Origin of the sequence: Kribbella jejuensis (assembly GCF_006715085.1) — a bacterium.
Classification (GTDB): Bacteria; Actinomycetota; Actinomycetes; order Propionibacteriales; family Kribbellaceae; genus Kribbella; species Kribbella jejuensis.
On record NZ_VFMM01000001.1, the window covers coordinates 853,180 to 875,423 of the forward strand.

Consider the following 22,244-nt stretch of genomic DNA (forward strand, 5'->3'; position numbering starts at 1 on the left):
ATGCCTGACGAGTCGAGCCTGCCGTTCTTCGACCGTACGGCGACCGCGGCCGGGGGCTTCCCGGTCAGCCGTCGCGGGTACGACAAGCAGGCGGTGGACGACTATGTCCGCGCGCTGGAGATGCAACTCGTCGAGGCGCGGAACCGGGCCGACGAGCTGCAGCGCAACGTCGCGCCGCTGCAGCACCAGCTCGAGGAGACCCGGCGCCAGCTCGAGGCCAGCGCCAACCCGTCGTACGCGGGGCTCGGCGACCGGGCCGCGCAGATCCTCCGGCTCGCCCAGGACCAGGCGTCCGAGGCGCTCGAGGAGGCCAAGCGCGAGGCCGAGGAGCTGCGCGCGAACGCCGCCAAGGAGGCCGCGGCCGCGCGGGCGGCCGGTGAGCGCGAGGCCGAGGACATCCGTACGGTCGCGCTGAACGAGGCCGACAGCATGCGCCGTACCGCCGAGGGTGACGCGGCCGAGCTGCGCCGGACGGCGGAGACCGAGGCGGCCGAGGTGCTGGAGGCGGCCCGCCGGAAGGCGGAGACGCTGCAGCTGACGGCCGAGTCGCAGGCGAGCACGCTGAAGAACGGCGCGCTGCACGAAGCGGAGAAGATCCGCACGGCGATCCAGCGCGAGTCGGCGGCGCTGCGCGCGCGGCTGGCGGACGAGCGCGAGCAGCAGGCCAAGGAGCTCGCGGACAAGCACCAGCAGATCGCGGCCGACACCGAGAACCTGACCACCCAGATGAAGGAGGCCGCCGAGGCGTCCGAGCGCCGGGTGGCCGAGGCGACCGAGCAGGCCCGCAAGATCCGCGCCGAGGCCGAGGAGTCGGCCGAGCGCACGCTCGCCCGGGCGCGGCGCGAGGCGGAGCAGTTGCTGACGACCGCGCGGACGCGGGCCGAGGCCGAGCTGGCGAACGCGGCCGACGAGGCGGAGCGGTCCCGTACGGTCGTCGCTCGCGAGACGGAGCGCCTCGCGAAGCGTCGGGACGGCATCCTCACGCAGATCGCCGGCCTGAACGAGATCGCCAGCAACATCGCCCGCCAAGCCGCCGAACTCGACTCCGAGACGGCCACACCGTACGCGAACCCATTCGCCCGCCCGGCCGAGTCTCCGCGCTCCACGCCCGCCACCCCAGGCACCGGCGCCGGCAGCCCCTTCGCCCCGGAGTCCTCCACCTTCGCCAGCGACAACCCGTTCGGCGCCAACACCTCCTCCCCCAGCGCCCCCAGCGCCCCCAGCGCCCCCAGCGCCCCCAGCGCATCGTCCAGCCCGTTCGGCGCAGCTTCAGGCGGCTCGCCGGCTCCGGGCGGCTCGGCGGCTCCGGGCGGTTCGGCAGCTGCCTCCGGCCCGTTCGGCGCAGCGCCGGGCGACAGCTCGGCTGCTCCGGGTGGCTCACCTGCTTCGGGCGGCTCGGCAGCCGCCTCCGGCCCGTTCGGCGCAGCGTCGAGCAGCAGCTCGGGCGCTCCGGCGACACCTGCCGCGGGCGGCTCGCCTGTTTCGGGTGGGTCGGCCGCTTCCTCTGGTTCGTTCGGGACCGACCCGTCTTCCGCGCCGGAGGCGTCGGCGGGTGGGACGGGACCGGTTGCTGGTAAGGCGCCCGGCTCCTCCACCGAGGGTGCTTACCCGGCGGCGACGGAGGACGACAACCCGTTCCCGGGTGCTACGCCGGGGCCGTCCGCTTCGTCGTACGACGACGAGGACGGACCGTTCACCGGCGCGAGCCCGTTCGTCGGCACGGGTGCGGGCGACGCACGAGTGGACGAGACGCGGATCGACAGCGGCCTGCGGGTCGACCCGAAGGACGCGGGCGACCTGTCCGACAAGACCAGCAAGACCGCCGGCGGCCCGGCGACCGGCGCCACAGCCGGCACCGCAGCCGGCACCGCAGGGAATGACGAGGACCCGAAGGACTCGACGATGGTGGACGAGTTCCGGCTGGGTGACCTCGACGCCGAGGACACTCGGGTGAACACGCGGCCGTCCGCCTCGGCGAAGTCCTCCGGGGGCAAGTCGTCCGCGGACGACAAGACCGATGCGGCCGGTTCGGGCGCACGATCCCCGAAGGACAAGATGTGACGCCACCCGGCGACGACACCTCCACAGCGACCACCGACGCGGACCTCGCCGCCAGTCAGGCGAGATCCGCGGCCGCCGAGGCCGAAGCCGCCGCCGGCAAGAGCGAACGAGCAGCCGCCGACGCGGCAGGCTCGGCCAAGTCCGCGGACGCCTCCGCCGACGCAGCCGACGACTCGGCCGACGACGCCGGGGCGTCCGCGCTGAAGGCGGGCGCAGCCACCGCCAAGGCTGACGACGACGTCGACATCGCCAGCGAAATGCTGATCGACGAACGGCACCCGTCCGAGGGGATGGGCCAGCCCGGCCCGCCGATCCGCCGCGGCAACCCGTTCACGTTCGGGTTCTTCGCGGCGCTCGGCGTACTCGTCGCCTGGGGACTGTGGAACGCGCTCGGCCAGGCGCGCTCGGTACTGATCCTGCTGCTGGTCTCGATCTTCATCGCGGTCGGCCTGAACCCGCTGGTCGAATGGTTCATGCGCCGCGGCCTGAAGCGCGGGCTGTCCGTCGGCGTGGTGTTCCTGCTGATGATCCTGGCGGTCGTCGGCGTCGGTTTCGCGATCGTCCCGGTGGTCACCGACCAGATCGATAGCCTGATCAAGAACGCGCCCGGCTACCTAGACCTGCTGCAGAAGTCGAAGACGCTGACGAACCTGAACAACAAGTACCACTTCATCCAGAAGGCGCAGGAGTACATCCAGGACCCGGCGCTGGCGCAGCGCGCGTTCGGCGGCATCCTCGGCGTCGGCAAGGTGGTCGCGAACGCGCTGTTCAACATGTTCACGATCTTGGTACTCACGCTGTACTTCCTGGCGTCGCTCCCGTCGATCAAGCGGGCCGCGTACAGCCTGGTCCCGAGCACCCGGCGCCGGCGCTTCTCGATCCTCGGCGACGAGGTGCTCGGCCGGGTCGGCGGCTACGTCAGCGGCCAGTTCATGGTGGCGCTGTGCGCGGGCGTCACGATGTTCGTGTTCCTGGAGATCATCGGGCTGCGCGAGTACGCCGTGGCGCTGGCGATCGTGGTGATGTTCTGCGACTTCATCCCGATGGTCGGCGGTTTCATCGGCGTCGTCGTGGTCTCCCTGATCGGCTTCACCGGCGGCCTCTGGACCGGCATCGCCTGCCTGATCTACGGCATCATCTACCAGCAGGTCGAGAACTACGTAGTAGCCCCCCGCATCATGCGCCGAGCCGTAGACATCCCCGGCGCCGTCACCGTCATCGCAGCCCTCCTGGGCGGCGCCCTCCTAGGCGTAGTAGGCGCCCTCCTCGCCATCCCCTCCGCAGCCGCCCTCCTCCTGATCATCCGAGAAGTCTGGGTCCGCAAAGCCGACGCCTCCTGACGAAGCTGTCGAGCAGTTGGGGAGGATTTCCGCCCAATCAGGGCAGGCAATCCTCCCCAACTGTTTCGTCGTGCGGGCGAGCGGCGGCCAACAGTTCGCGGTATCGGATGGAGAGTTCGGGTTCGTCGACACTCACCAACCCGACCCACGGAAAGCGGTCCCGCACATCACTCGCCTGAGCCAACTGCGAGACCCGTTGATGGGACACACCGAGAATCGTGCTCGCGTCTCTTACCGGGACGCCGGCGTGGGCCAGGGACGACGCGAGCTCGCGGGTCAGTTCGGCCATCATGAGCTCGAGGTCCTTTGCACGCCTTCGCAGGTCGTCGACCAGACCCTTCGCCGCAAGCAGATCCCGGCCGCCGGCCTCGATGCTGGACACCTCCACCGCAACCGTCGAGAGGGGTACGTCGGTCGACACCGCGATGTACTCCCGAGCCACCCGCTCGACCTCGTCCAGCCGCCGTGCCTGAGTCAACCCGTCAATCGCAGGCACCGCCACCAGCCACCAGCGCCCCTCACGCCTGACGGTCACCTCATACGTCTTCACCCGAACATTTTCGTCTATCCAGCTAGACAGCTTCAAGGCAAATCGATTGGACGGTTCAGGCGGTGACGTCGAGGATGAAGTGTTGGGCGGGGGTTAGGCGGTTGTAGGTGTTGACGCGGATGTAGGTCTGTTGGTCGAGTTGTTGGGGGAGGGTTCGGTGGGTGAAGTAGGCGTGGAGGGCTCGGCGGGGGGATTGGGTTCGGTTTCGGGTGCCGCCGTGCCATAGGTGGCTGTTGAAGATGACGACGGTGCCTGCTCGGCCCAGGAGTTGGAGCTCGTCGGGGTGGGCGGCGGCGGGGTCGGGCATTTCGTCGGCGGGGAGGGTGCCTCGGCGGTGGGAGCCGGGGACTACTCTCGTCGCGCCGTTCTCGGGGGTGAAGTCGTCGAGGAGCCAGATGGAGTTGCAGACCTGGTACTCGCCGGGTTCCACGGGGTGCCCGAAGTCGGCGTGGAGGTGCTGGTGTCCCTGGCCTGGTAGGGCGGCGCGGCTGTTGAGCGACGACAGGCGGAACTCGCCCAGCACGTGATGCATCGCGGCCAGTACGCGCGGGTGGCTGAAGCAGACCTCGAAGAGCGGGTCCTTGTTCACCAGGTCCGCCAGGCGGTCGGCGCCTTTCTCCTGGTGTACTTCGAGGCCGGCGCGATCGCCCTCGGCCGCGGTCAGTTCGGCGAGGCGCTTCGTGATCGCGGACACCTCCTCCGCGGACAGGATCCCCTCCAGCGGAAGGAATCCGTCGCGATCCAACTGTTCCTTCTCGGCCGGTGTCAGTACGTCGTCGGTGACGCCGAGGTCGCGTAACGCGGTCTGCATGTCCATCGCGGCTACTCCTTCACAAGATGCACGGATCGATGCAAGCATCAAGGCGGCGTACCCGCGAAACAATGCAGAAGGCGACAGAGGTTATGCACAAATCGCCACGGCTGCTCGGCGCCGGCGTCCACACCGCCGGCCCGGGCAAGGACTACCCGCTGCACGCGCACACCTCCTGGGAACTCGTGTACTACGTCCACGGCCGGATCACCTGCCCGGTCGGCGACGAGACGTACGACGCGACGCCCGGCACCGTGCTGCTCACTCCGCCGAACACCTGGCACGCGGAGCAGAGCCGCACCGGGTACGCGAACCGCTTCCTCCTGGTAGATGCCTCGAGCAACCACCCGTGGCCGCGAAGGTGCTACGACGACACCGACCACACGCTGCGCCGGGTGTTCGACGCAGTGGTCCGCGAGACCGACAGCGACGAGCTCCGCGCGATCCTGCTCGCCGAACTCGACCTCCGGCTCCGCCGCGCCGCCACCCCACCGCCCTCCCCCGCGGAACAGCTCGTCGCCCAAGCCGAGCAACTCTTCGAGGAACGCTTCGCCGAACACCCCCGGATCGCCGACATCGCCGTCGACCTGGGCATCTCCCCGTCAGGTCTGCGCGCCGCGTTCGCCCGAGTACGCCGTACCAGCCCGCAGGCCGCCCTCCAAGCCGTCCGCCCCCGCCACGCCCTCGCCCACATCCGCAACTCCACACTCCCCCTGCAAGCAATAGCCGACCTCACCGGCTACCACTCCGTCAGCCACCTCTCCCGCCACATAAAATCCACCACCGGCACCCCACCCGGCACCCACCGCGCCGCCTTAGGCTGACCCGATGGCGTACTTCGAACGGGTCGGTGACATGGCCTACCGGGCGACGGATGAGGTTGGGGGCGCGTGGGATACCGCGACGCAGCACATCGCGCCGGCGCTCGGGTTGCTGGCTCATGTGGTCGAGCGGGATCGGGACGTGCGGCGTACCGACGGGCTCATCGTCGGGCGGTTGTCGTACGACATCCTCGGCACGATCCCGATCGACGTGATGGACGTGCGGGTCAGGGTTGTGCGGCCGGGGCGGACCGTGGAGTTGGTGGAGGCGGCTCTGGGGCACGGTGGGCGGGATGCGGTGCTGCTGCGGGCGTGGTTGATGCGGCCCGGCGACACCGCGGCGATCGGCGGTACGGCGTACCCGAAGATCACGCCGGTCGACGACATGGAGCCGTGGGACCCGTCGTCGATCTGGCCGGGTGGGTTCATCGCGTCGGCCGAGGTACGGCGGCAGCAGGTCGAGCCCGGGCGCGCTTCGTTCTGGGTCCGTACGCCGGTACTCCTGATCGACGACGAGGACGTCAGCCCGCTGGCCCGCGCCGCCGGGCTGTTCGACATCGCGAACGGGATGACCGTCCGGGCGGACCCGAAGGAGGTGGCGTTCCCGAACGTCGACCTGACCGCGCACCTGTTCACCACACCGCGCGGCGACTGGCTCGGGTTCGACACCACCGTCACCTTCGGGCCCACCGGGATCGGCCTGACGAGCAGCGTCCTGCACGACGAACACGGCCCCATCGGCACCCTCGCCCAACTCCTCACCGTCCGCCCGAACTAGAAGGCCTCCTGCACGGTCGTGAGCTCGATCCCCCGATCCTCGATCGCCTGGCGGATGGCGGGATCGAGCACGATCTCCTGATCGGACAGCCGGTACTCCTCCGCCCACCGGTACGTGTCCGAGCCCGGCCGATGCAGCGCGCCGAGCTCGGGCTGCGCCGCCGCGCAGTGCGTCACGAGCAGATGCACCCCGGGCGTGAGCTTGTCCAAGTACTCCAGCACCCAGGCCTTCTTGTCGGTCTGATCGCTCAACGTCGAGATCGACCCGAAGCGTTGCGCCTCCACCGGCGAGTAGATGAACGGCTTCCCGACCGCGGCCGACACCTCGTCGTACGCCGACGGCACCGAAGCCCCCATGTGTACGTCGAGATACCCGATCGTCAGCCCCTCCGCGGTGAACTTCTCGACCTGCGCCGACAACTCCCGCACCGCGTCCTCGTGCGTGACGGCCGCCTGCGCGTCTGCCACCGTGCGCAAGAACGTTCCATCGGGCCCCACCAACGAAGCACCCGAGGTCAACGGCCGCCACCGGAGGAAGTCCCACTCACATGTCAACGTCTGATGCACGCCGAGCGGGATCCCGAACTCCCGCGCCAGCGCCGCCGCCTCGGTGAACCACGGACACGCCGCCATCGTCGAGACCTGCGTGACGATCCCTTCCCGGAACGCCTGCACGGTCCCTACGTTCACCGCATGACACATCCCGAAGTCGTCGCCCTGAACCACCAGCCGAACCCCAGCCACGTCCCAGCTCCTCTCGTTGACCGAACAAGAACAACCTACGGCCCGGCCAGCTTGCTGACCTCGGGGGTCGGGCTCGTGTGGAACGCGCAGGCGCGTGGGTACGACGCGAGGCAGCCGCGGGTCGTCATCAAGGCCGTGTAGTAGTCGATGTACCGGAACCCGTAGGTCTCGCCGCGCGCGAACGCCTGATGCCGGATCGCGGAGACCCAGCGGTAGAACGCCTCGTCGGAGATCGGCACGTACCGGGTGGGCGTGAAGCCCTCCATGTCCTCCCAGTTCTCGGCGTGCATGAACGTCCGGACGCCGTGCCGTGGCAGCTCGGCCACCCGCGCGGCGAGTTCGGCGTACGGCGTGAGCGCCTTGAAGTCCTCGTCCGCCTCGATCGGGAGTCCGGCCAGGAAGCGTGCCCGCTCCGCGACCAGTGCGGTGTTCTCGTGGTCGCCGTGGATCGAGTTCTTCCAGTGCGTGATGATCGTGTCGGGCTTCTTCTCCCGGATGATCCGGGCCAGCTCGAGTGCCACGTCGTCGGTCGACGGCAGGAACCCGTCGCTGTGGTCGAGCACCTGGAAGCCTGCGCCGATCGCCTCCGCGAACGCCGTCCCTTCGGCGATCTTCTGCTGCTTGTAGTCCGCCGGCGTCATCCGCGGGTGCCCGCGCTCGCCGGGGGTGAGCGCGACGATCGTCGCTGACGCGCCCTCCAGCACGAGCTTGGCGAGCGTCGGCCCGGCGGTCAGATCCATGTCACCGATGTGCGCGCCGATCGCCAGTACGTTGTTGGTCATAGCGGACTCCTCATTTCAGGCCACTGAGTACGACGCCCCGGACGTAGTACTTCTGCAACAGCAGGAACACGACCAGCACCGGCAGTGTGCTGATCACCAGCCCGGCCATCACGATCGGCATCGTCCGGTCCGGGTCGAGGAAGCTCTGCAGCAGTTGGATGCCGACCGGCAGGGTCTGCAGGTCCGGGTCGGACGACGAGATCAGCAGCGTCCAGATGTACTCGTTCCAGGTGCCGATGAACGTGATCAGGCCGAGCGTGATCGCCACCGGCTTGGTCTGCGGCAGCACGATCAGCCGCCAGGTCTGCCACTGGTTCGCGCCGTCGATCTTGGCCGCCTCGAGCATCTCGTCCGGCAGCGAGACCATGAACTGGCGCATCAGGAAGATGCCGAAACCACTGACCGTGAACGGCAGGATCAGCGCCACCAGGCTGGTGGTCAGCCCGCCGTCGCCGCCGCGACCGAGAATGTCGTTGCCGCCGGCAAGCGGCCAGTTCAGCATGATCAGGAACGTCGGGATCAGCAGCAGGAACGGCGGCAGCATCATCGTCGCGAGAATGAACCGGAAGATCACCGCGCGGCCCCGGAACCGTAGCTTGGCCAGCGCGTAACCGGCCATCGAGGACGTCACCAGCACGGAAACCGTGACGGACAGAGTGACGATCACACTGTTCCGGAACAGCCGCGGGAGCTCCAACTGCGAGAACGCTTCGCGATAGTTGTCCAGGTTGAACGACGACGGCAGGAACTTGTACGGAATCACGCCGTACTCCCCCGCGCCCTTGAACGAGCTCATCACCATGTCGAGGAACGGCATCACCATCGCCACCGCTCCGAGGATCACCACCAGGTACGCGAACCACGGGAACCGCCGTCTCACGAGGTTTCCTCCCCACGCCGCCGGGCGATCCACAACTGCAGCAGCGTGATCGCCAGGATGATCACGAACAGCACCATCGCCATCGCACTCGCCGTCCCCCAGGCGCCGTACTTGAACGCCCGCTGGTACATCTCGAACGCGGCAACATTGGTCGCGTTCACGGGGCCGCCGTCCCCGGTCATCACGATGATCAGCGCGAACGACTGCAACCCGCCGATGAACTGGGTGATCAGCACGAACAGCAAGGCGGGCCGGAGCAGCGGCAACGTGATCGACCAGAACAGATGCCACGAGTTCGCACCGTCCACCTCGGCCGCCTCGTAGTACTGCGTGGGGATCGCCTTGAGCCCGGCGGTCAGGATCAGTACGGCGCCACCGATCGACGCCCAGGCCTGGACAACGGTCACCGACGGAAGCGCGTACGACGCGTCGGACAGGAACCCGATGCTGTTCACGCCGAGCTTGTTCAGGACGCCGTTGATCAGGCCGGCCGGCTGGTACATCATCTTCCACACGTTGCCGATGGCCACCACCGTCGCGACCACCGGCAGGAAGTACAGCACCCGCCAGAAACCCTGGAACGACAGCCGGTCGATGCAGTAGGCCACGAGGACGGAGCCGAACGTTGCCAGGAACACCGACCCGAAGGCGAACAGCAGCGTGTTCACCAGGATCGGCTTCACGAAGATCCCGTTGAAGCTCAGTACGTCGCGGAAGTTCGACGTACCGGCCCACTTCAGCGTGCCGAGGTCGAAGCCGCCCCAGTCCGAGAACGCGAGCACGATCGCGAAGACGAACGGCAGGATCAGGAACACGCAGAAGAACAGCAGTGCGGGTGACAGGAACAGGTACGCCGCCCGCCCCTCGCGATGCAGCTTGCCGAGCCGCCGGGTGGGCGCGACCACAGCGCTCACCCTGCTGACCGCGGTCGTCATTGCGGCTTGACCGCCTTCGCGGCCTGGGCCAGGGCGTCGTCGGAGTTCTTGCCATCGGCAAGCACTCCCATGATCGCGTTGTGCAGCGCGGTCTTCGCCTCGTACGCGCCGGGCTGGTTCGGTTCGGCCATCGCGTACGTCGCCGCGTCGTAGATCGGGGCGAGGTTCGGGTCGGACAGCGACTTCTTGTACTCCGCCTGGTCCGCGGTCCGCGGTGGGATCAGGCCCTGGTCGGCAAGCCACTTACCGGTCTCCGTGACCTTGCCGTCGGGTGTCTTGTGCTCATTCATCCAGGTCAGGAACTTCCATGCCTCGGCGGCGTGCTTGCTGCGCTGGTTCACGCCCATGAAGAACCCGTACGCCAGCGAGCCCTTGCTGCCCGGCGTCGGGCCAGGGATCGCGGCGACGCCGACGTCGGTCGAGTAGTGGTCCTTCATCTGGGTCTTCAGGCTGCCGATCCACCAGCCGGCCTGGATCGCCATCGCGACGCCGCCGCTGCGGAACTGCTTGGTCGGCGAGATCGACGGGTTGGTGGCCTTCGCGGCCGCCAGGTCCGACTCGAACTTCAGCGCCGCCTTGCCCGCGGCATCGTCGAACTGCGCGGTGCCGTCCGGTGCGAGGAACTTGCCACCGGCGGAGTCGAGCAGCGACAGGAACGGGTGGACCGACTTGTTGTCGCCGTCCTGGATCAGGCTCAGGCCCTCGACCTGGATGTTGCCCTTCGCATCACGCTGCACCGTCTTCTTCGCGGCGTCGGCGAGCTCGGCCCAAGTCGTCGGTGGCTTGCTGATCCCGGCCGCGGCGAGGATCTTCTTGTTGTAGAAGAGCACGTAGGTGTTCAGCTCGGTCGGGTAACCGAGCAGTGTGTCGCCGGTGGTGACCGCGCCGAGCGCCGCCGGGCTGTACTCCGCCTTGATCTTGGCCGCGATGTCGTCCGGGACCTTCGCGACGACGTTCGCCTTCAGCAGCTGACCGCCCCACAGGCCGTACGCGCTGACGATGTCCGCGCCGCGGCCGCCGGTCTGCCGGACCGTCATCGTGGTCAGCAGGTCGTCGAACTTGACCACCTGCGACTTCACCTGGATCTTCGGGTTCTCCTTGTTCCACTCCTGGATCATCTTGTCCAGGCCTTCCTTCGACGGGCCGTCGCTGTAGTGACTCAGCAGCGTCAGCTCGACCTGGTCCCCGCCGCCACCAGAGCCGCTGCCGCCACCACAGGCGGCAGCACTCGCGAGCAGGCCGAGTGCAACAGCAAGCTTGATGCCCCTGGAAATCCTCATGGTCATTCCTTCTCGCCGGCCGGGAGCAACGGCGCCCGGAGGATGGTGAACGTGCGGGTGATCTCGAACCCGGTCTTCAGGTACAGCTGCCCCGCGGCGGACTTCTCGCCGGTCCACAGGAACCAGGCACTGTGCGCGCCGGCGGCAACCATCCGCTCCAGCGTCAGGTGCAGCAGCACCTTGCCGAGGCCGGTGCCGCGCGACGCCGGCAGGACCCCGAACGGCCCGAAGCGGTCGATCACGCCTTCATAGGTCCCGTGCATCGCCCAGCCGAGGATCGCCCCGCCAGGTGCCCGCGCCACCACGATCCTGTCCAGTGGCAGACCGGAGAGGACGCCCTCGCGGATCGCCCGTGCCCAGTCCGGGTTGAAGTCCGCGCCGGCGATCGCGATCAGTGCGGTCAGTTCGTCGTCGGACGGTGTGCCGAAGCTGTAGCCGTCGGCGCCCAGTTCGTCGATGCTTTTGCGAACGTCGTCAGGTACGGCGTACCCGACGAGACTGCGGTCCATCGCGACGGCGTCGTACCCGCGCTCGAAACCAAGTACTTTCAGCAGACTGGTCGCGGCTGGGTAGCGGGCGGAGTCGAGGCCGGGGAGGAAATAGTTGGGTGTGTAGGAGGAGAAGAAGACCTCAGTCCGGCCGTGGGAGCGCAACCAGTCAGTTGCTGCGGTCAACAATGCGCGGCCGACTCCGTGGCCCCGATGCTCGGGATGCACGAAGAAGAACGGGATCCAGCCGGTCGTAGGCTCGAGGTCATCGGCGTCCGCCGCGATCAGCCGGCGGACGGCGTACGCGGCGCCGACGATCTGATCATTGATCACGGCTACCTGGAGACCGGACGCGTCGAAGTTTCGATCGAGCAGGAAGAGGTCGCGGAAGCGCTGGTACGAGATCGGGTCGGCGGGTGCGGCGGCGGTCCATGCGGCCGCGATCGCCGGCCCGTCGCCGACCTGGAAGGAACGGATCATTTGGCATCTCTTTCGTAGACAAGTACGTCGGAGCGCACCCACTCCGCCGGGGTGGTTGCCGCAGGCAAGAGGTCTAGTGGGTTGTCGCCGGCTTCGAGGGCCTTGCGTAGGGAGTCCGAGCCCCACAGGCGGTCCAGCGACGGCAGCATCGCGAAGTCGTCCGGGTACAGCTCGCGCAGCACCCGCAGCATCGACAGCGCGGTCCGTACCGGCTCGAACGCGTCCCGGTCGACCAGATGCAGCTGTACGCCGGATACCGCGACGCCGGCGTGCTTGCTGAACACCGGCTCGAACCACGTCCGCCGGAACATCACCCCGGGCAGCCCGAGCGACCGCAGTGCCGGCACGAAGCGGTCGTCGACGTACGGCGCACCGATCGTCTCGAACGGTCGCGTCGTACCGCGCCCCTCGCTGAGGTTCGTACCTTCGAACAGCCCTGTGCCGGGATAGACCAACGCCGTGTCGAGGGTCGGCATGTTCGGCGACGGCGGTACCCAGGGTTCGACGCCGCGGGCGTCCGGGGTCCAGCCCTCCAGTTCGACGACGGTCGCCGTACCCAACTGCCGCGCGAGCTCGCCGACCGTCAGCCCGTGCCGCAGCGGGATCGGCGCCCGGCCGACGAAACTCTCGAACCCGGGCTGCAGCAGCGGTCCCTCGACCCGGACGCCGCCGAGCGGGTTCGGGCGATCGAGGACGACGAACGGTTTGCCGAGCCGTGCGGCCGCCTGCTGGCAGTCGTACATCGTCCAGACGTAGGTGTAGAACCGCGTCCCGATGTCCTGGATATCGAACAGCAGTACGTCGACGTCGGCGAACAGCTTGTCGAGCGCCTCGCCCTGCCGCTCGTACGTGTCGAAGACCGGCAACCCGGTGTCGGGGTCGACGCCCGCACCTTCACTCGCACCGGCTTGGGCCGTACCGCGAAGGCCGTGCTCGGGACCGAACAACGCCGTCAACGGCAACCCGGCCGCGCGCAACGCGACCGAGGTGGGCGTGAGATCCGGCAGCACACCGGTGAAGTTCGTGATCAGTCCCAGCCGCCCGTCCGGCACCAACCCCGGCTGCTCGGCCACCCGCTGCGCGCCGGTCCGGACCACCATCGCCACCACCAACCCAGATCGTGGATCCTGCAGGAACTGGGTTGAAAACTTACCGACGAATTCCGTCGAAGGTCAATGGATTACGGACAACCGTTTACCGGAGGAATGGCGTCAGCACCGCCAGGAAGTCGTCGAGGCGTTCGGCATGCACCCAATGGCCGGCCTCCGGAACCTCGGCGTACGCCGCCTGCGGGAAGTACGACGCGATCGTCGCGCGGTGGTCCTGCTGGACGTAGTCGGACTTGCCGCCGTAGATGAACAGCGTCGGGCCGTCGTACACCAGGCCCGCCGCCTCGGCCGGCCATCCGGAGATGGCCGGGAGGGCGGCCTCGATCACCGGGAGGTTGGGGCGCCAGCGGGCGCCGTCGGCGTCGAGAATCAGGTTCTGCAACAGGAACGCCCGCGTGCCGGGCGTTGGTACGGCGTCCACGAGCTGAGCGTCGACCTCGGCGCGGCGGGTGACCGAGGAGAGGTCGGCGTTGCGCATCGCGCGGGCGTACTCGACGAAGGCCGGCGGGTACGCGACGGGCGCCGCGTCGACGACCACGAGACGCTCCACCACGGACGGGTGCTGGAGCGCGGTCAACATCGCTGTCTTGCCGCCCATCGAGTGCCCGACCAGCGCGACCGGTCCGGCGCCGAGCGACTCGATCGTCTCGCGCACGTCGTCGGCCATCTCGGGGTAGCTCATCGTGTCGACGTGCGGCGAGCTGCCGTGGTTGCGCAGGTCGAACGCGAACACCCGGTGCCGGTCGGCGAGCCGCCGGGCCGCGGTCATCCAGTTCCGCCCCGAGCCGAACAGCCCGTGCATCACCACGACCGGCGTACCCGTTTCACCGTACGACGTGACCGGAAGCTTCATCCGCACAACACCTTTCAACGACTCCGTTGCCAGCACGCGGTGTGCCAGTGGCGTCGTTCGTCGAGGGACTGCGCGCCGCCGAGCGCGCCGAGCAGGCTGGGGTTGTCCGGCCACACCACGACGTGCGGCGTGGCCGGTGGGATCAGCTGGTCGCAGCCCGGGCAGCGGTACGACTTCGCCGACGCGGACCCGGAGACCCGCCGCACGTTCCACTCGCCGTCGGCCTTCAGCTCACGGGACTGGGTACCACCGAGCAGCGGCCGGTCACTGACCGGCCGCTGCCACTTGGAAGGCCTTCTGCGCGACATAGCCCTTCAAGGCTAGTCGTATGACCTAGCTCACCTGGCCACCGCGTACGTCGCGCAGCCGATCAGCTCCATCGACACCTGGAGGCGTTCGAGGCTGACGTTCTTGGCGATCGTGTCCTCGGGCGAGTGGTACGGCGGCTCGAGGTACGACGGCGCCAGCTCGCCGCGCCAGGAGAAGTTCGCCGACGCGATCCCGGCCTCCTGGAACGACTGGTGGTCGGAGGCGCCTCGTTGTACTGGTCCGACCAGTTGCGCGTCGTACCCGAGCCGTTGGCCGGCCGCGCGGACCGCGTCGGTCGCGGTGTTGGCGAGCCCGGTGAACGACAGCAGCCAGTACGTGACCGCCGGATCCCAACTGGTCGCGACCATGTCGTTCTGAAAGACGGCGCGATACCGGTCGCGCTGGTCCTGGGCGAGCTGCGCAACGTGGTACCGCGAGCCGAGCAGGCCCTGCTCCTCCGAACCCCAGAGCGCGAACCGGAGCGTCGCGTGGGTCGGGATCCGGCTGAACACCCGTGCGAGCTCCATCGTCAGCACGGTCCCCGAGCCGTCGTCGTTCGCCCCCGGAGCACCAGGAACGGTGTCGTAGTGACCGCTCACCATGACGACCGGCCCCTTGCCGCGACGTTCCCCGATCACGTTGTTCGAGATCAGCCCGCGGTGTGCCGTCGTACTGATCTTCAGCGGCAACGACGTGACCACGGCCAGGGCCTCGCGGATCAGGCGCTTCTGCACCTGCGCCACCCCGATCACCGGAATCGGTGCACTGGTCAGACCACTCGGCGAGAACGCCGACGCCCGCCGCGGGTACACCTGGTCGGCCGGCAGCAGGATCACGCCGACCGCACCACGCGCCGCGGCCTCCGCGACGAGGGCGGGACGCGCGGCCGCGGTGTCGTCCGCGATCACGATCGAACCCGCGACATCAGCCGGCCAGACCGGCGCAGTCGCCGGGCCGACGTCGCGCACCGGACCTTCGACCGTGACGTCGAGCTTGCCACCGGGTGCGGCCCCGGCCTGCCAGCACAGGTCGTCCGGCAGCATCCCGCGGACGTCGGCGATCTGTGCGAGGAACTTGTCCGCGACCGGGAACGGCTCCAACCGGGTCCGGTACCCGAACTTGTCGAGCTGACCGGCGATGTAGTCGGCGGCCCGCTTCTCGCTCTCCGTACCGCCGATGCGTGGACCGATCCGCTCCGACAGCACCTGGAGATGCTGCAGTGCGCGTTCGGAGGACAGCCCGGAGACGATCTCCCGGTCGTACCTGTCCAGTTTCGGCCGGGTCACTGCACCCGGCCGAAGATCGTCGGCGCCCCACGCGGGCGCGGCGGTCAAGGTTGAGGCTGCGGTGACGCCGGCTACGGCGCCGAGCAAGCCACGGCGACTAGGTCCTGGCTGGCGCTCCAGCGCCGTCGCGAGGAGGTGCTCGGTGCGGTGCATCGGCGTGCGGGAGCGAAGGACTCGATGCGGAGCATCGTGGCCTTCGCTCACGTGCGGCGAGGTGCCGTGCCGAGTGCCCCGCAGTAGGCGCTGGAGCGCCAGCCAGGACCTGGGACCGGATCTGTCGGTCATGAAGGTCTCCCTCAGAAAGGTGGGCGGCCCCGAGAGCCCAGACCGTAACTGAGAGCCAGCTGAGTGCCTAGGGTTTACGCAGCATTGCTCCGAAGTTCCTCGCCGACCGCATGCATATGGCGCAACCCCATTCGGTACGAATCGATCAAACCCGTTGAAACGTAGGGCATTCCGATGCTTTCGCAGTACTCGCGGACGATCGGCTGGGCGAACCGGAGGTTGGCCCGCGGCATGCTCGGGAACAGGTGGTGCTCGATCTGGTAGTTCAGCCCGCCCATCAGCCAGTCGGTGACCAGGCCGCCGTTCACGTTCCGGGACGTCAGCACCTGCTTCTCCAGGTGGCCCCAGTTGCTGTCGGCATCCGGCATCTCCATGCCCTTGTGGTTCGGCGCGAACACGCTGCCGAGGTGCAACCCGAAGACCATGTGGTGCACGAGCGCGAACACCAGCGCCTGGGCCGGCGAGAGGATCAGGAACAGCGCGCTGAAGTACAGCATCAGATGCGCGGCCATCAGGCCGATCTCCAGCTTCTCGGTCCGGCGGCGGGCGAGCAGGAACCGGATACTCGACACCTTCAGGTTGAAGCCCTCGAGCGTGAGCAGTGGGAAGAAGACTCGCGCCTGGTTGCGGGTCAGCCAGCCCTCCAGTCCCTTGCGGCCTTCGGCCTGCTGCAGCGTCCAGACGAAGACGCCCTCGCCGACGTCCGGATCCTTGTCGGTGTGGTTCGGGTTCGCGTGGTGGCGGTTGTGCTTGTCGACCCACCAGGCGTAGCTCATCCCGAGCACCAGGTTGCCGTGCAGCATCCCGATCCAGTCGTGCAGCTTGCGCGAACCGGCGATCTGCTGGTGCCCGGCGTCGTGCCCGAAGAACGCGGCCCGAGTGGTCAGGATCCCCAGCGGAAGTGCCAGCAGGATCACCCACCAGGACGCGCCGATCGCGGCAATCCCGGCCCAGGTCAGTGCCATCAGGACGACGTTGATCCCGATCGCCATCGCGTACGCCGCGGTCCGTCGTTCAAGGAGTCCGGCCGCCTTGATCTCACGTAACAGCGGGGAGAAATCACTACCCTTGGTGATTGTGGTGGTCGTCATGGGTCCAGCCTCCGCAACGTAGGTCGCACGCACACTGGGCCTGAACCCCGAGCGCTCCTGGAGCCAGCGCCCCACTCGAAAGGGGACTTAACCCCACCGCGCCTGAGCACACGCTGAGTCATGATGGGTGTCATGAGCATCGTCGCCACCACCTCCGACGCACCGCCGATGCGGTACCCGAAGTTCGCGCAGCCGTGGATCGCGCTGTTCCTGGCGATCCTGGCCGAGCTGGGGATCGCCCTGTTCGTGCTCAGCGTGGTGTCCGTGCCGCTGATCGCGGTCTGGGTCGGCATTCCGCTGCTGCTGGTAGTGGTTCCGGCCGCGCGCTGGTTCGCGAACTGTCACCGCACGATGCTTGCCGGTTTCCTCGGCGAGCGGATCCCGCGGCCGTACAAGCAACCGCCGATGCCCGGCATGCTGATGCGGTTGCGGACGATCCTGACCGACCCGCAGACCTGGCGGGACATCGTCTGGTTGCTGGCGAACGCCGTCGTCGGCTTCACGCTCAGCCTGCTCAGCGCCGTACTGTTCCTGGCCGGGCTCTTCTATTTGGTCTACCCGCTGCTCGTGGGCGTGACGCCGAAGGGTGTGTTCACCGAGCCGTTCGGCGGACTGTTCACGGTGAACTTCTGGACCAGCTTCCTGATGATGCCGGTGGCGCTCATCGCGTTCCTGATCTGGAACGCGGCCGGGGAGCGGCTGCTCAAGGCCAACGCGTTCCTGGCGCGCTCGCTGCTCGGCCCGACCGAGAGCGCCAAGCTGGCGATGCGGGTCCGTGAGCTGTCCGAGTCCCGGGCCGAGACCGTCGACACCCAGGCGGCCGAGCTGCGCCGGATCGAGCGCGACCTGCACGACGGCGCCCAGGCCCGGCTGGCCGCGCTCAGCATGAACCTCGGAATGGCCGAGGAGATGGTCGCCCGTGACCCGGCCCAGGCCGCCGCGCTGCTGACCGAGGCCCGGGAGTCCGCGAGTACGGCGCTGTCCGAGCTCCGCGACCTGGTCCGCGGCATCCACCCGCCGGTGCTCGCCGACCGCGGTCTCGAGGGTGCGGTCAAGGCGCTCGCGCTGACCTGCCCGTTCACGGTCGACGTCACCTTCGACGTCCCCGGCCGGCCGGCCGCTCCGGTCGAGTCCGCGGCGTACTTCGCGGTCGCCGAATGCCTGGCGAACGCGGTCAAGTACTCCGCCGCGACGAACGCCTGGATCCAGATCACCCACGAGGACGAGAAGCTGCACATGATCGTCGGCGACGACGGTGTGGGAGGCGCTACCGTCAGGCCGGGCGGCGGTCTGTACGGTATCGAGCGGCGGCTGGCCGCCTTCGACGGTACGTTGACCGTGGTGAGCCCGAGCGCCGGGCCGACCACTGTGATCATGGAGCTGCCTTGCGAGTCCTCATCGCTGAAGACCACGCCCTCCTCCGGGACGGCCTGATCCGCCTGCTGGAGGCGCACGACTTCGAGGTCGTGGAGGCGGTCGACAACGGACCCCGGCTGGTGCCCGCGCTCGTCGAGCACCGGCCGGACGTCGCGGTCGTCGACGTCCGGCTGCCACCGACGTTCACCGACGAGGGCCTGAAGGCCGCGATCGAGGCCCGGACCAAGGTCCCCGGCTTGCCGATCCTGGTGCTCTCGCAGTACGTCGAGCAGCTCTACGCCCGCGAGCTGCTCACCGGTGGCGGCGGTGGTGTCGGGTACCTGCTCAAGGACCGGGTCTCGAACGTCGCCGAGTTCCTGGACGCGGTCCGCCGGGTCGCCGGCGGCGGTACGGCGATGGACCCGGACGTGATCGGCCAACTGCTGGCCCGCAACACCAAGGACTCCCCCGTCAGCCGGCTCACGCCTCGCGAGTCCGAGGTCCTCGGCCTGATGGCCGAAGGCCGCTCGAACGCCGCCATCGCCGCCGCCCTGTTCGTCACCGAGAAGGCGGTCAGCAAACACACGAACAACATCTTCGCCAAACTCGACCTGCCCCCGTCGGAAGACGACAACCGCCGCGTGATGGCGGTCCTCACCTACCTGTCGTCGCGCTGAAAGCGGTCGGGCCGGATCCGGCGCAGGAACTCGCGGGTCCGGGGCTCGCGCGGGTTCTCCAGGACCTGCGCGGGCGGTCCGACCTCGAGGGGGCGGCCCTGGTGGAGGAAGCAGACCTGGTCGGCGACCTCGCGGGCGAAGGTCATCTCGTGGGTGCAGACGAGCATCGTCATGCCCTCGGACTTCAGTTCGCGGAGCAGGTCGAGGACCTCGCCGACGAGTTCCGGGTCGAGGGCGGAGGTCACCTCGTCGAGCAGCATCAGCTGGGGTGAGTTGACCATCGCGCGGGCGATCGCCGCGCGCTGCTGCTGACCGCCCGACAGTTCGTCCGGTTTCGCCGATGCCTTGTCCGACAGGCCGACCCGCTCGAGCATCTCCCCGGCCCGTGCCCGGGCGACGTCCCGCGGGACGCGATGGACGCGGATCGGGGCGAGCGTGATGTTGTCCAGCACGGTCAGATGCGGGAACAGGTTGTACGACTGGAACACGATCCCGATCCCGGAGCGGATCTTGTCCGCGTCGGCCCGCGGATCGGTGATGTCCTGGCCGGCCAGCTCGATCACACCGTCGTCGACTGTCTCCAGCAGGTTCACGCAGCGCAGCAACGTCGACTTCCCGGAGCCGGACGCCCCGATCAGGACAACGCACTCCCCCGCCGCGACGTCCAGGTCGAACCCGTCGAGTACCACGTTCTCGCCGTACGCCTTCCGCACCCCACGTAACGTCAACAGGCTCATACCTCCACCTCGCTTCGCTCGGTTCCGGTCTGAGCCAGGGCTGCTGTGTTTGATTGTTCGCTCGCTACGCTCACTCACAGCGGTCCGCCTCCCCCGCCGTACCAGCCCTGTCTGCGGGCGACGTAGTCGGTCAGCCGCGTCAACGGGATCGTCAGCGCGACGAACAGCAGCCCGGCCACGACGTACGGCGTGAAGTTGAAGTCCACGGCCGTCTCCAGCTGCGCGGCCCGGATCGCGTCGATGACGCCGAGGACCGCGATCAGTCCGGAGTCCTTCTGCAGGCTGACGAAGTCGTTCAGCAGCGGCGGCAGCACCCGGCGTACCGCTTGCGGGAGTACGACGAACCGCAGCGTCTGGCCGTACGTCAGCCCGAGGGAACGCGCGGCTGCCCGCTGCGACGGATGCACCGACTCGATCCCGGCGCGGAAGACCTCCGCGACGTACGACGAATAGGTCAGTACGAGCGCCGCGCCGCCCCAGATCACTGCCTGATTGGGCAGACCGCGCAACTGCAACGCCGGTACGCCGAAGCCGAGCAGGAAGATCACCAGCAGCAACGGCAGCCCGCGGAAGACATCTGTGTAGGCCGCCGCGAACACGCGCAACGGGAAGAAGATCGGCCCGCGCAGCGTCCGCATGATCGCCAGCGTCATCCCGAACACCACGATCAGCACCGCGCAGACCAGCATCACCCGGACGTTCAACCAGAGGCCTTGGGCAACGATCGGCAACGCCTGCCAGCCGCGGTGAACGTCGAAGAACGTCTCCCGGACCCGCGGCCAGCCCGGCGTCGAACCGATGCCCACGACAACCAACGCGAGCACGACCAGCGAGCTGACGACGGCGATCAGCGTCGACCGCCGCGCCTGCCTGCTCCGGTATGCGATCCGCTCACGCTGTACCTCGGACGGTTGCCAGCTACTCACGAGAGTTCTGGAGCGCCGGACTCGGTCAAGTACTGCTTCTGCAGGTTGGCGAGCGTGCCGTCAGCCTTCAGCGCGTCCACGGCCTGGGTGACGCAGGCGGTCAGCTTCGAGTTCTTCTCCAGTACGTAGCCGAACTGCTCGGCCTTCGCGCCGGCCGGAAGCTGCCCGACGATCTTGCCGTTGTCGAGCTGCGCCGCGGTCATGTAGAACGCGGTCGGCAGGTCGACCACGATTCCGTCGAGCTGCTTGTTCTTCAGCGCCTGCACCGCCAGGTCGTTGGAGTCGAACACGGCCGGCGTCTGCTTCGGCTTCACGACGTCGCGCAGCTCGGTGTAGCTCGTCGTACCGACCTGGGCGCCGAGTTTCGCGTCCGCCAGGTCGGCGACCGACTTCGCGTTCGCGATCTTGCTGCCCGCGGTGGTGATCACGGTCTGCCGAACGTCGTAGTACCCGGAGGAGAAGTCGACGGCCTTACGGCGCTCGTCGGAGATCGACACCTGGTTCACGTCCAGGTCGAACGCCTTCGGACCGGGCGCGAACGCGGTGTTGAACTGCACGGTCTGCCACTTCACCTCGCCCTTGTCGAACCCGAGCTTCTTGGCCAGTGCGTAGGTGACCGCCGACTCGTACCCCTTGCCGTTGCTCGGGTCGTTGTTGCTGAACCACGGTTCGTACGCCGGCTTGTCGGTGCCGACCGTCAACGTACCGGGCGTCTTCACCGCCAGCTTGTCCTTGGCGCAGGCATCCGCCCCCGACGGCGTCGACGGGCCGGAGGAGTTGTTGTCCTCCGGCGCACACGCTCCCAGTCCGATGACCGCCAGTACGGCCAGCCCCGCCACAACTGCACGCGTTCTCATGCGGAGAAGACTAAGACCTCCGGCGGTAGTCGGTGGGGCTTGATCCAGTGTGTAGACGGAAGCGGGTGGAGAAGTAGAGCGGGTCGGCGTACCCGACCTGGGCGGCGACCGAGGCGACCGGGCGGCTGGTGAGCTCGAGCAGGCGGGCGGCCGCGTCCAGGCGGCGGCGTTCGACGAACTGCTGCGGCGTGACGCCGAGCTGCTCGCGGAACAGGTGCGCGAACCGGGAGGTCGACAGATTCACCGCCCGGGCCAGCCGCGGTACGTCGAGGGTGGCGGTCAGGTCCTGGTCGATCAGTTCGATCGCGCGCAGCAGCCGGTCGTCGATCTGGACCGCCTTCGGGTTCTGGGTGTCGCACCACAGCAGCGCGGCCTCGAGCGAGTTCGCACTCAGCTGCTCGGCCTGCGGCAGGACACTGTGCTGATGCCGTACGGCGTCGCGCAGATGGTCCGCGATCCGGTGGAAGGTGGCCTCCGCCGGGCGCAGCTGGATGATGCCGGGGGCAACCTCCGGCCAGTCGAGCAGCGGCAGCCAGTCGGGCTTCGGGTGCAGGTGCGTGTACAGGAAGTGCCAGCGGTCGCCGACTGTCGCGTAGTCGTGCTCGGTGCCTGGTCGGACCAGTGTCACGGTGCCCGGGGTGGCGGCGACCTGACCGAATCGTCCCTGGCCGTCGAGGGTCTGGACCAACAGCCAGTCGGTCGTTCCACGGCGCCGATATGTCGCGTACTCAGGGCCTTCGTCGAATTCGCCGGTCACCAGCCGGCGTACCACCGGATGCGGCGACTCAGCAGGATGTCGAAGGTTCATA

At 68.4% G+C, this 22,244-nt stretch carries 23 protein-coding genes; 6 read left to right on the forward strand and 17 right to left on the reverse strand.

Features of this window, described 5'->3' with window-relative positions; translation table 11 throughout:
- Together FB475_RS37405 and FB475_RS04045 are read left to right on the forward strand one after the other, a co-directional pair.
- Positions 1 to 2,061, forward strand: coding sequence for a coiled-coil domain-containing protein (locus FB475_RS37405; RefSeq protein WP_141852640.1), 2,061 nt, complete (start codon positions 1 to 3; stop codon positions 2,059 to 2,061).
- Positions 2,058 to 3,401, forward strand: coding sequence for an AI-2E family transporter (locus FB475_RS04045; RefSeq protein ID WP_141852642.1), 1,344 nt, complete (start codon positions 2,058 to 2,060; stop codon positions 3,399 to 3,401). Before FB475_RS37405 ends, FB475_RS04045 begins: the two co-directional genes overlap by 4 nt.
- Before the next feature lie 37 nt (positions 3,402 to 3,438).
- Here the strand turns inward: FB475_RS04045 and FB475_RS37145 are convergent, their stop codons facing one another.
- Both FB475_RS37145 and FB475_RS04055 read right to left on the reverse strand, forming a co-directional pair.
- Positions 3,439 to 3,951: a hypothetical protein gene (locus FB475_RS37145; protein ID WP_202878253.1), complete on the reverse strand. Its 513-nt coding sequence runs from the start codon at positions 3,949 to 3,951 to the stop codon at positions 3,439 to 3,441.
- A gap of 55 nt (positions 3,952 to 4,006) precedes the next feature.
- Entirely contained in the window at positions 4,007 to 4,768 is a 762-nt protein-coding gene (locus tag FB475_RS04055; protein ID WP_141852644.1) for a phytanoyl-CoA dioxygenase family protein, read from the reverse strand.
- A gap of 86 nt (positions 4,769 to 4,854) precedes the next feature.
- On the opposite strand from FB475_RS04055, the gene FB475_RS04060 reads away from it, so the two are divergent.
- Both FB475_RS04060 and FB475_RS04065 read left to right on the forward strand, forming a co-directional pair.
- Positions 4,855 to 5,586, forward strand: a complete 732-nt coding sequence (locus FB475_RS04060) for a helix-turn-helix transcriptional regulator (RefSeq protein WP_185759054.1) — start codon at positions 4,855 to 4,857, stop codon at positions 5,584 to 5,586.
- 4 nt (positions 5,587 to 5,590) lie between these two features.
- A complete protein-coding gene (locus FB475_RS04065) occupies positions 5,591 to 6,361 on the forward strand; it encodes an acyl-CoA thioesterase domain-containing protein (RefSeq protein WP_141852648.1) in 771 nt (256 codons plus the stop codon).
- On the opposite strand, the gene FB475_RS04070 is transcribed toward FB475_RS04065, so the two are convergent.
- The 11 genes from FB475_RS04070 to FB475_RS04125 all read right to left on the reverse strand — a co-directional run bounded on the left by FB475_RS04070 (position 6,358) and on the right by FB475_RS04125 (position 16,882).
- Positions 6,358 to 7,104 (reverse strand): carbohydrate deacetylase, encoded by a 747-nt coding sequence (locus FB475_RS04070; RefSeq protein ID WP_141852649.1) that lies wholly within the window; start codon positions 7,102 to 7,104, stop codon positions 6,358 to 6,360. The two genes, FB475_RS04065 and FB475_RS04070, sit on opposite strands and share 4 nt — an antisense overlap.
- A gap of 35 nt (positions 7,105 to 7,139) precedes the next feature.
- Complete coding sequence (locus tag FB475_RS04075; RefSeq protein WP_141852651.1) at positions 7,140 to 7,886, reverse strand: PIG-L deacetylase family protein; 747 nt, start codon at positions 7,884 to 7,886, stop codon at positions 7,140 to 7,142.
- A gap of 10 nt (positions 7,887 to 7,896) precedes the next feature.
- Positions 7,897 to 8,766: a carbohydrate ABC transporter permease gene (locus FB475_RS04080; protein WP_185759056.1), complete on the reverse strand. Its 870-nt coding sequence runs from the start codon at positions 8,764 to 8,766 to the stop codon at positions 7,897 to 7,899.
- Positions 8,763 to 9,671 (reverse strand): carbohydrate ABC transporter permease, encoded by a 909-nt coding sequence (locus tag FB475_RS04085; RefSeq protein ID WP_238331949.1) that lies wholly within the window; start codon positions 9,669 to 9,671, stop codon positions 8,763 to 8,765. Before FB475_RS04085 ends, FB475_RS04080 begins: the two co-directional genes overlap by 4 nt.
- 26 nt (positions 9,672 to 9,697) lie before the next feature.
- Positions 9,698 to 10,981 (reverse strand): extracellular solute-binding protein, encoded by a 1,284-nt coding sequence (locus FB475_RS04090; protein WP_141852655.1) that lies wholly within the window; start codon positions 10,979 to 10,981, stop codon positions 9,698 to 9,700.
- 2 nt (positions 10,982 to 10,983) lie between these two features.
- Positions 10,984 to 11,949, reverse strand: a complete 966-nt coding sequence (locus tag FB475_RS04095; protein ID WP_141852657.1) for a GNAT family N-acetyltransferase — start codon at positions 11,947 to 11,949, stop codon at positions 10,984 to 10,986.
- Entirely contained in the window at positions 11,946 to 13,049 is a 1,104-nt protein-coding gene (locus FB475_RS04100; RefSeq protein ID WP_141857792.1) for an exo-beta-N-acetylmuramidase NamZ family protein, read from the reverse strand. The genes FB475_RS04095 and FB475_RS04100 overlap by 4 nt, the downstream gene beginning before the upstream one ends.
- A 94-nt stretch (positions 13,050 to 13,143) precedes the next feature.
- Complete coding sequence (locus tag FB475_RS04105) at positions 13,144 to 13,911, reverse strand: alpha/beta fold hydrolase (RefSeq protein WP_141852659.1); 768 nt, start codon at positions 13,909 to 13,911, stop codon at positions 13,144 to 13,146.
- A 14-nt stretch (positions 13,912 to 13,925) separates the two neighbouring features.
- A complete protein-coding gene (locus FB475_RS04110; protein ID WP_141852661.1) occupies positions 13,926 to 14,219 on the reverse strand; it encodes a hypothetical protein in 294 nt (97 codons plus the stop codon).
- Between the two features lie 30 nt (positions 14,220 to 14,249).
- A complete protein-coding gene (locus FB475_RS04115) occupies positions 14,250 to 15,791 on the reverse strand; it encodes a M28 family metallopeptidase (RefSeq protein ID WP_238331950.1) in 1,542 nt (513 codons plus the stop codon).
- Between the two features lie 74 nt (positions 15,792 to 15,865).
- Positions 15,866 to 16,882, reverse strand: coding sequence for a fatty acid desaturase family protein (locus tag FB475_RS04125; RefSeq protein WP_141852662.1), 1,017 nt, complete (start codon positions 16,880 to 16,882; stop codon positions 15,866 to 15,868).
- Positions 16,883 to 17,014: 132 nt separating this feature from the next.
- On the opposite strand from FB475_RS04125, the gene FB475_RS04130 reads away from it, so the two are divergent.
- Both FB475_RS04130 and FB475_RS04135 read left to right on the forward strand, forming a co-directional pair.
- Positions 17,015 to 18,316 (forward strand): sensor histidine kinase, encoded by a 1,302-nt coding sequence (locus FB475_RS04130; RefSeq protein ID WP_141852664.1) that lies wholly within the window; start codon positions 17,015 to 17,017, stop codon positions 18,314 to 18,316.
- Entirely contained in the window at positions 18,268 to 18,915 is a 648-nt protein-coding gene (locus FB475_RS04135) for a response regulator (RefSeq protein WP_141852666.1), read from the forward strand. The genes FB475_RS04130 and FB475_RS04135 overlap by 49 nt, the downstream gene beginning before the upstream one ends.
- On the opposite strand, the gene FB475_RS04140 is transcribed toward FB475_RS04135, so the two are convergent.
- The 4 genes from FB475_RS04140 to FB475_RS04155 all read right to left on the reverse strand — a co-directional run bounded on the left by FB475_RS04140 (position 18,897) and on the right by FB475_RS04155 (position 22,243).
- A complete protein-coding gene (locus FB475_RS04140; RefSeq protein WP_141852668.1) occupies positions 18,897 to 19,652 on the reverse strand; it encodes an amino acid ABC transporter ATP-binding protein in 756 nt (251 codons plus the stop codon). The two genes, FB475_RS04135 and FB475_RS04140, sit on opposite strands and share 19 nt — an antisense overlap.
- A 74-nt stretch (positions 19,653 to 19,726) precedes the next feature.
- On the reverse strand, positions 19,727 to 20,578 hold the full coding sequence (locus FB475_RS04145; protein ID WP_185759058.1) for an amino acid ABC transporter permease: 852 nt from the start codon (positions 20,576 to 20,578) through the stop codon (positions 19,727 to 19,729).
- A complete protein-coding gene (locus FB475_RS04150) occupies positions 20,575 to 21,435 on the reverse strand; it encodes an ABC transporter substrate-binding protein (protein ID WP_141852670.1) in 861 nt (286 codons plus the stop codon). Before FB475_RS04150 ends, FB475_RS04145 begins: the two co-directional genes overlap by 4 nt.
- 10 nt (positions 21,436 to 21,445) lie before the next feature.
- Positions 21,446 to 22,243 carry a helix-turn-helix domain-containing protein gene (locus tag FB475_RS04155; RefSeq protein WP_141852672.1) on the reverse strand — a complete coding sequence of 266 codons (798 nt, stop codon included), beginning with the start codon at positions 22,241 to 22,243 and terminating at the stop codon, positions 21,446 to 21,448.
- Position 22,244: the final 1 nt, after the last annotated feature.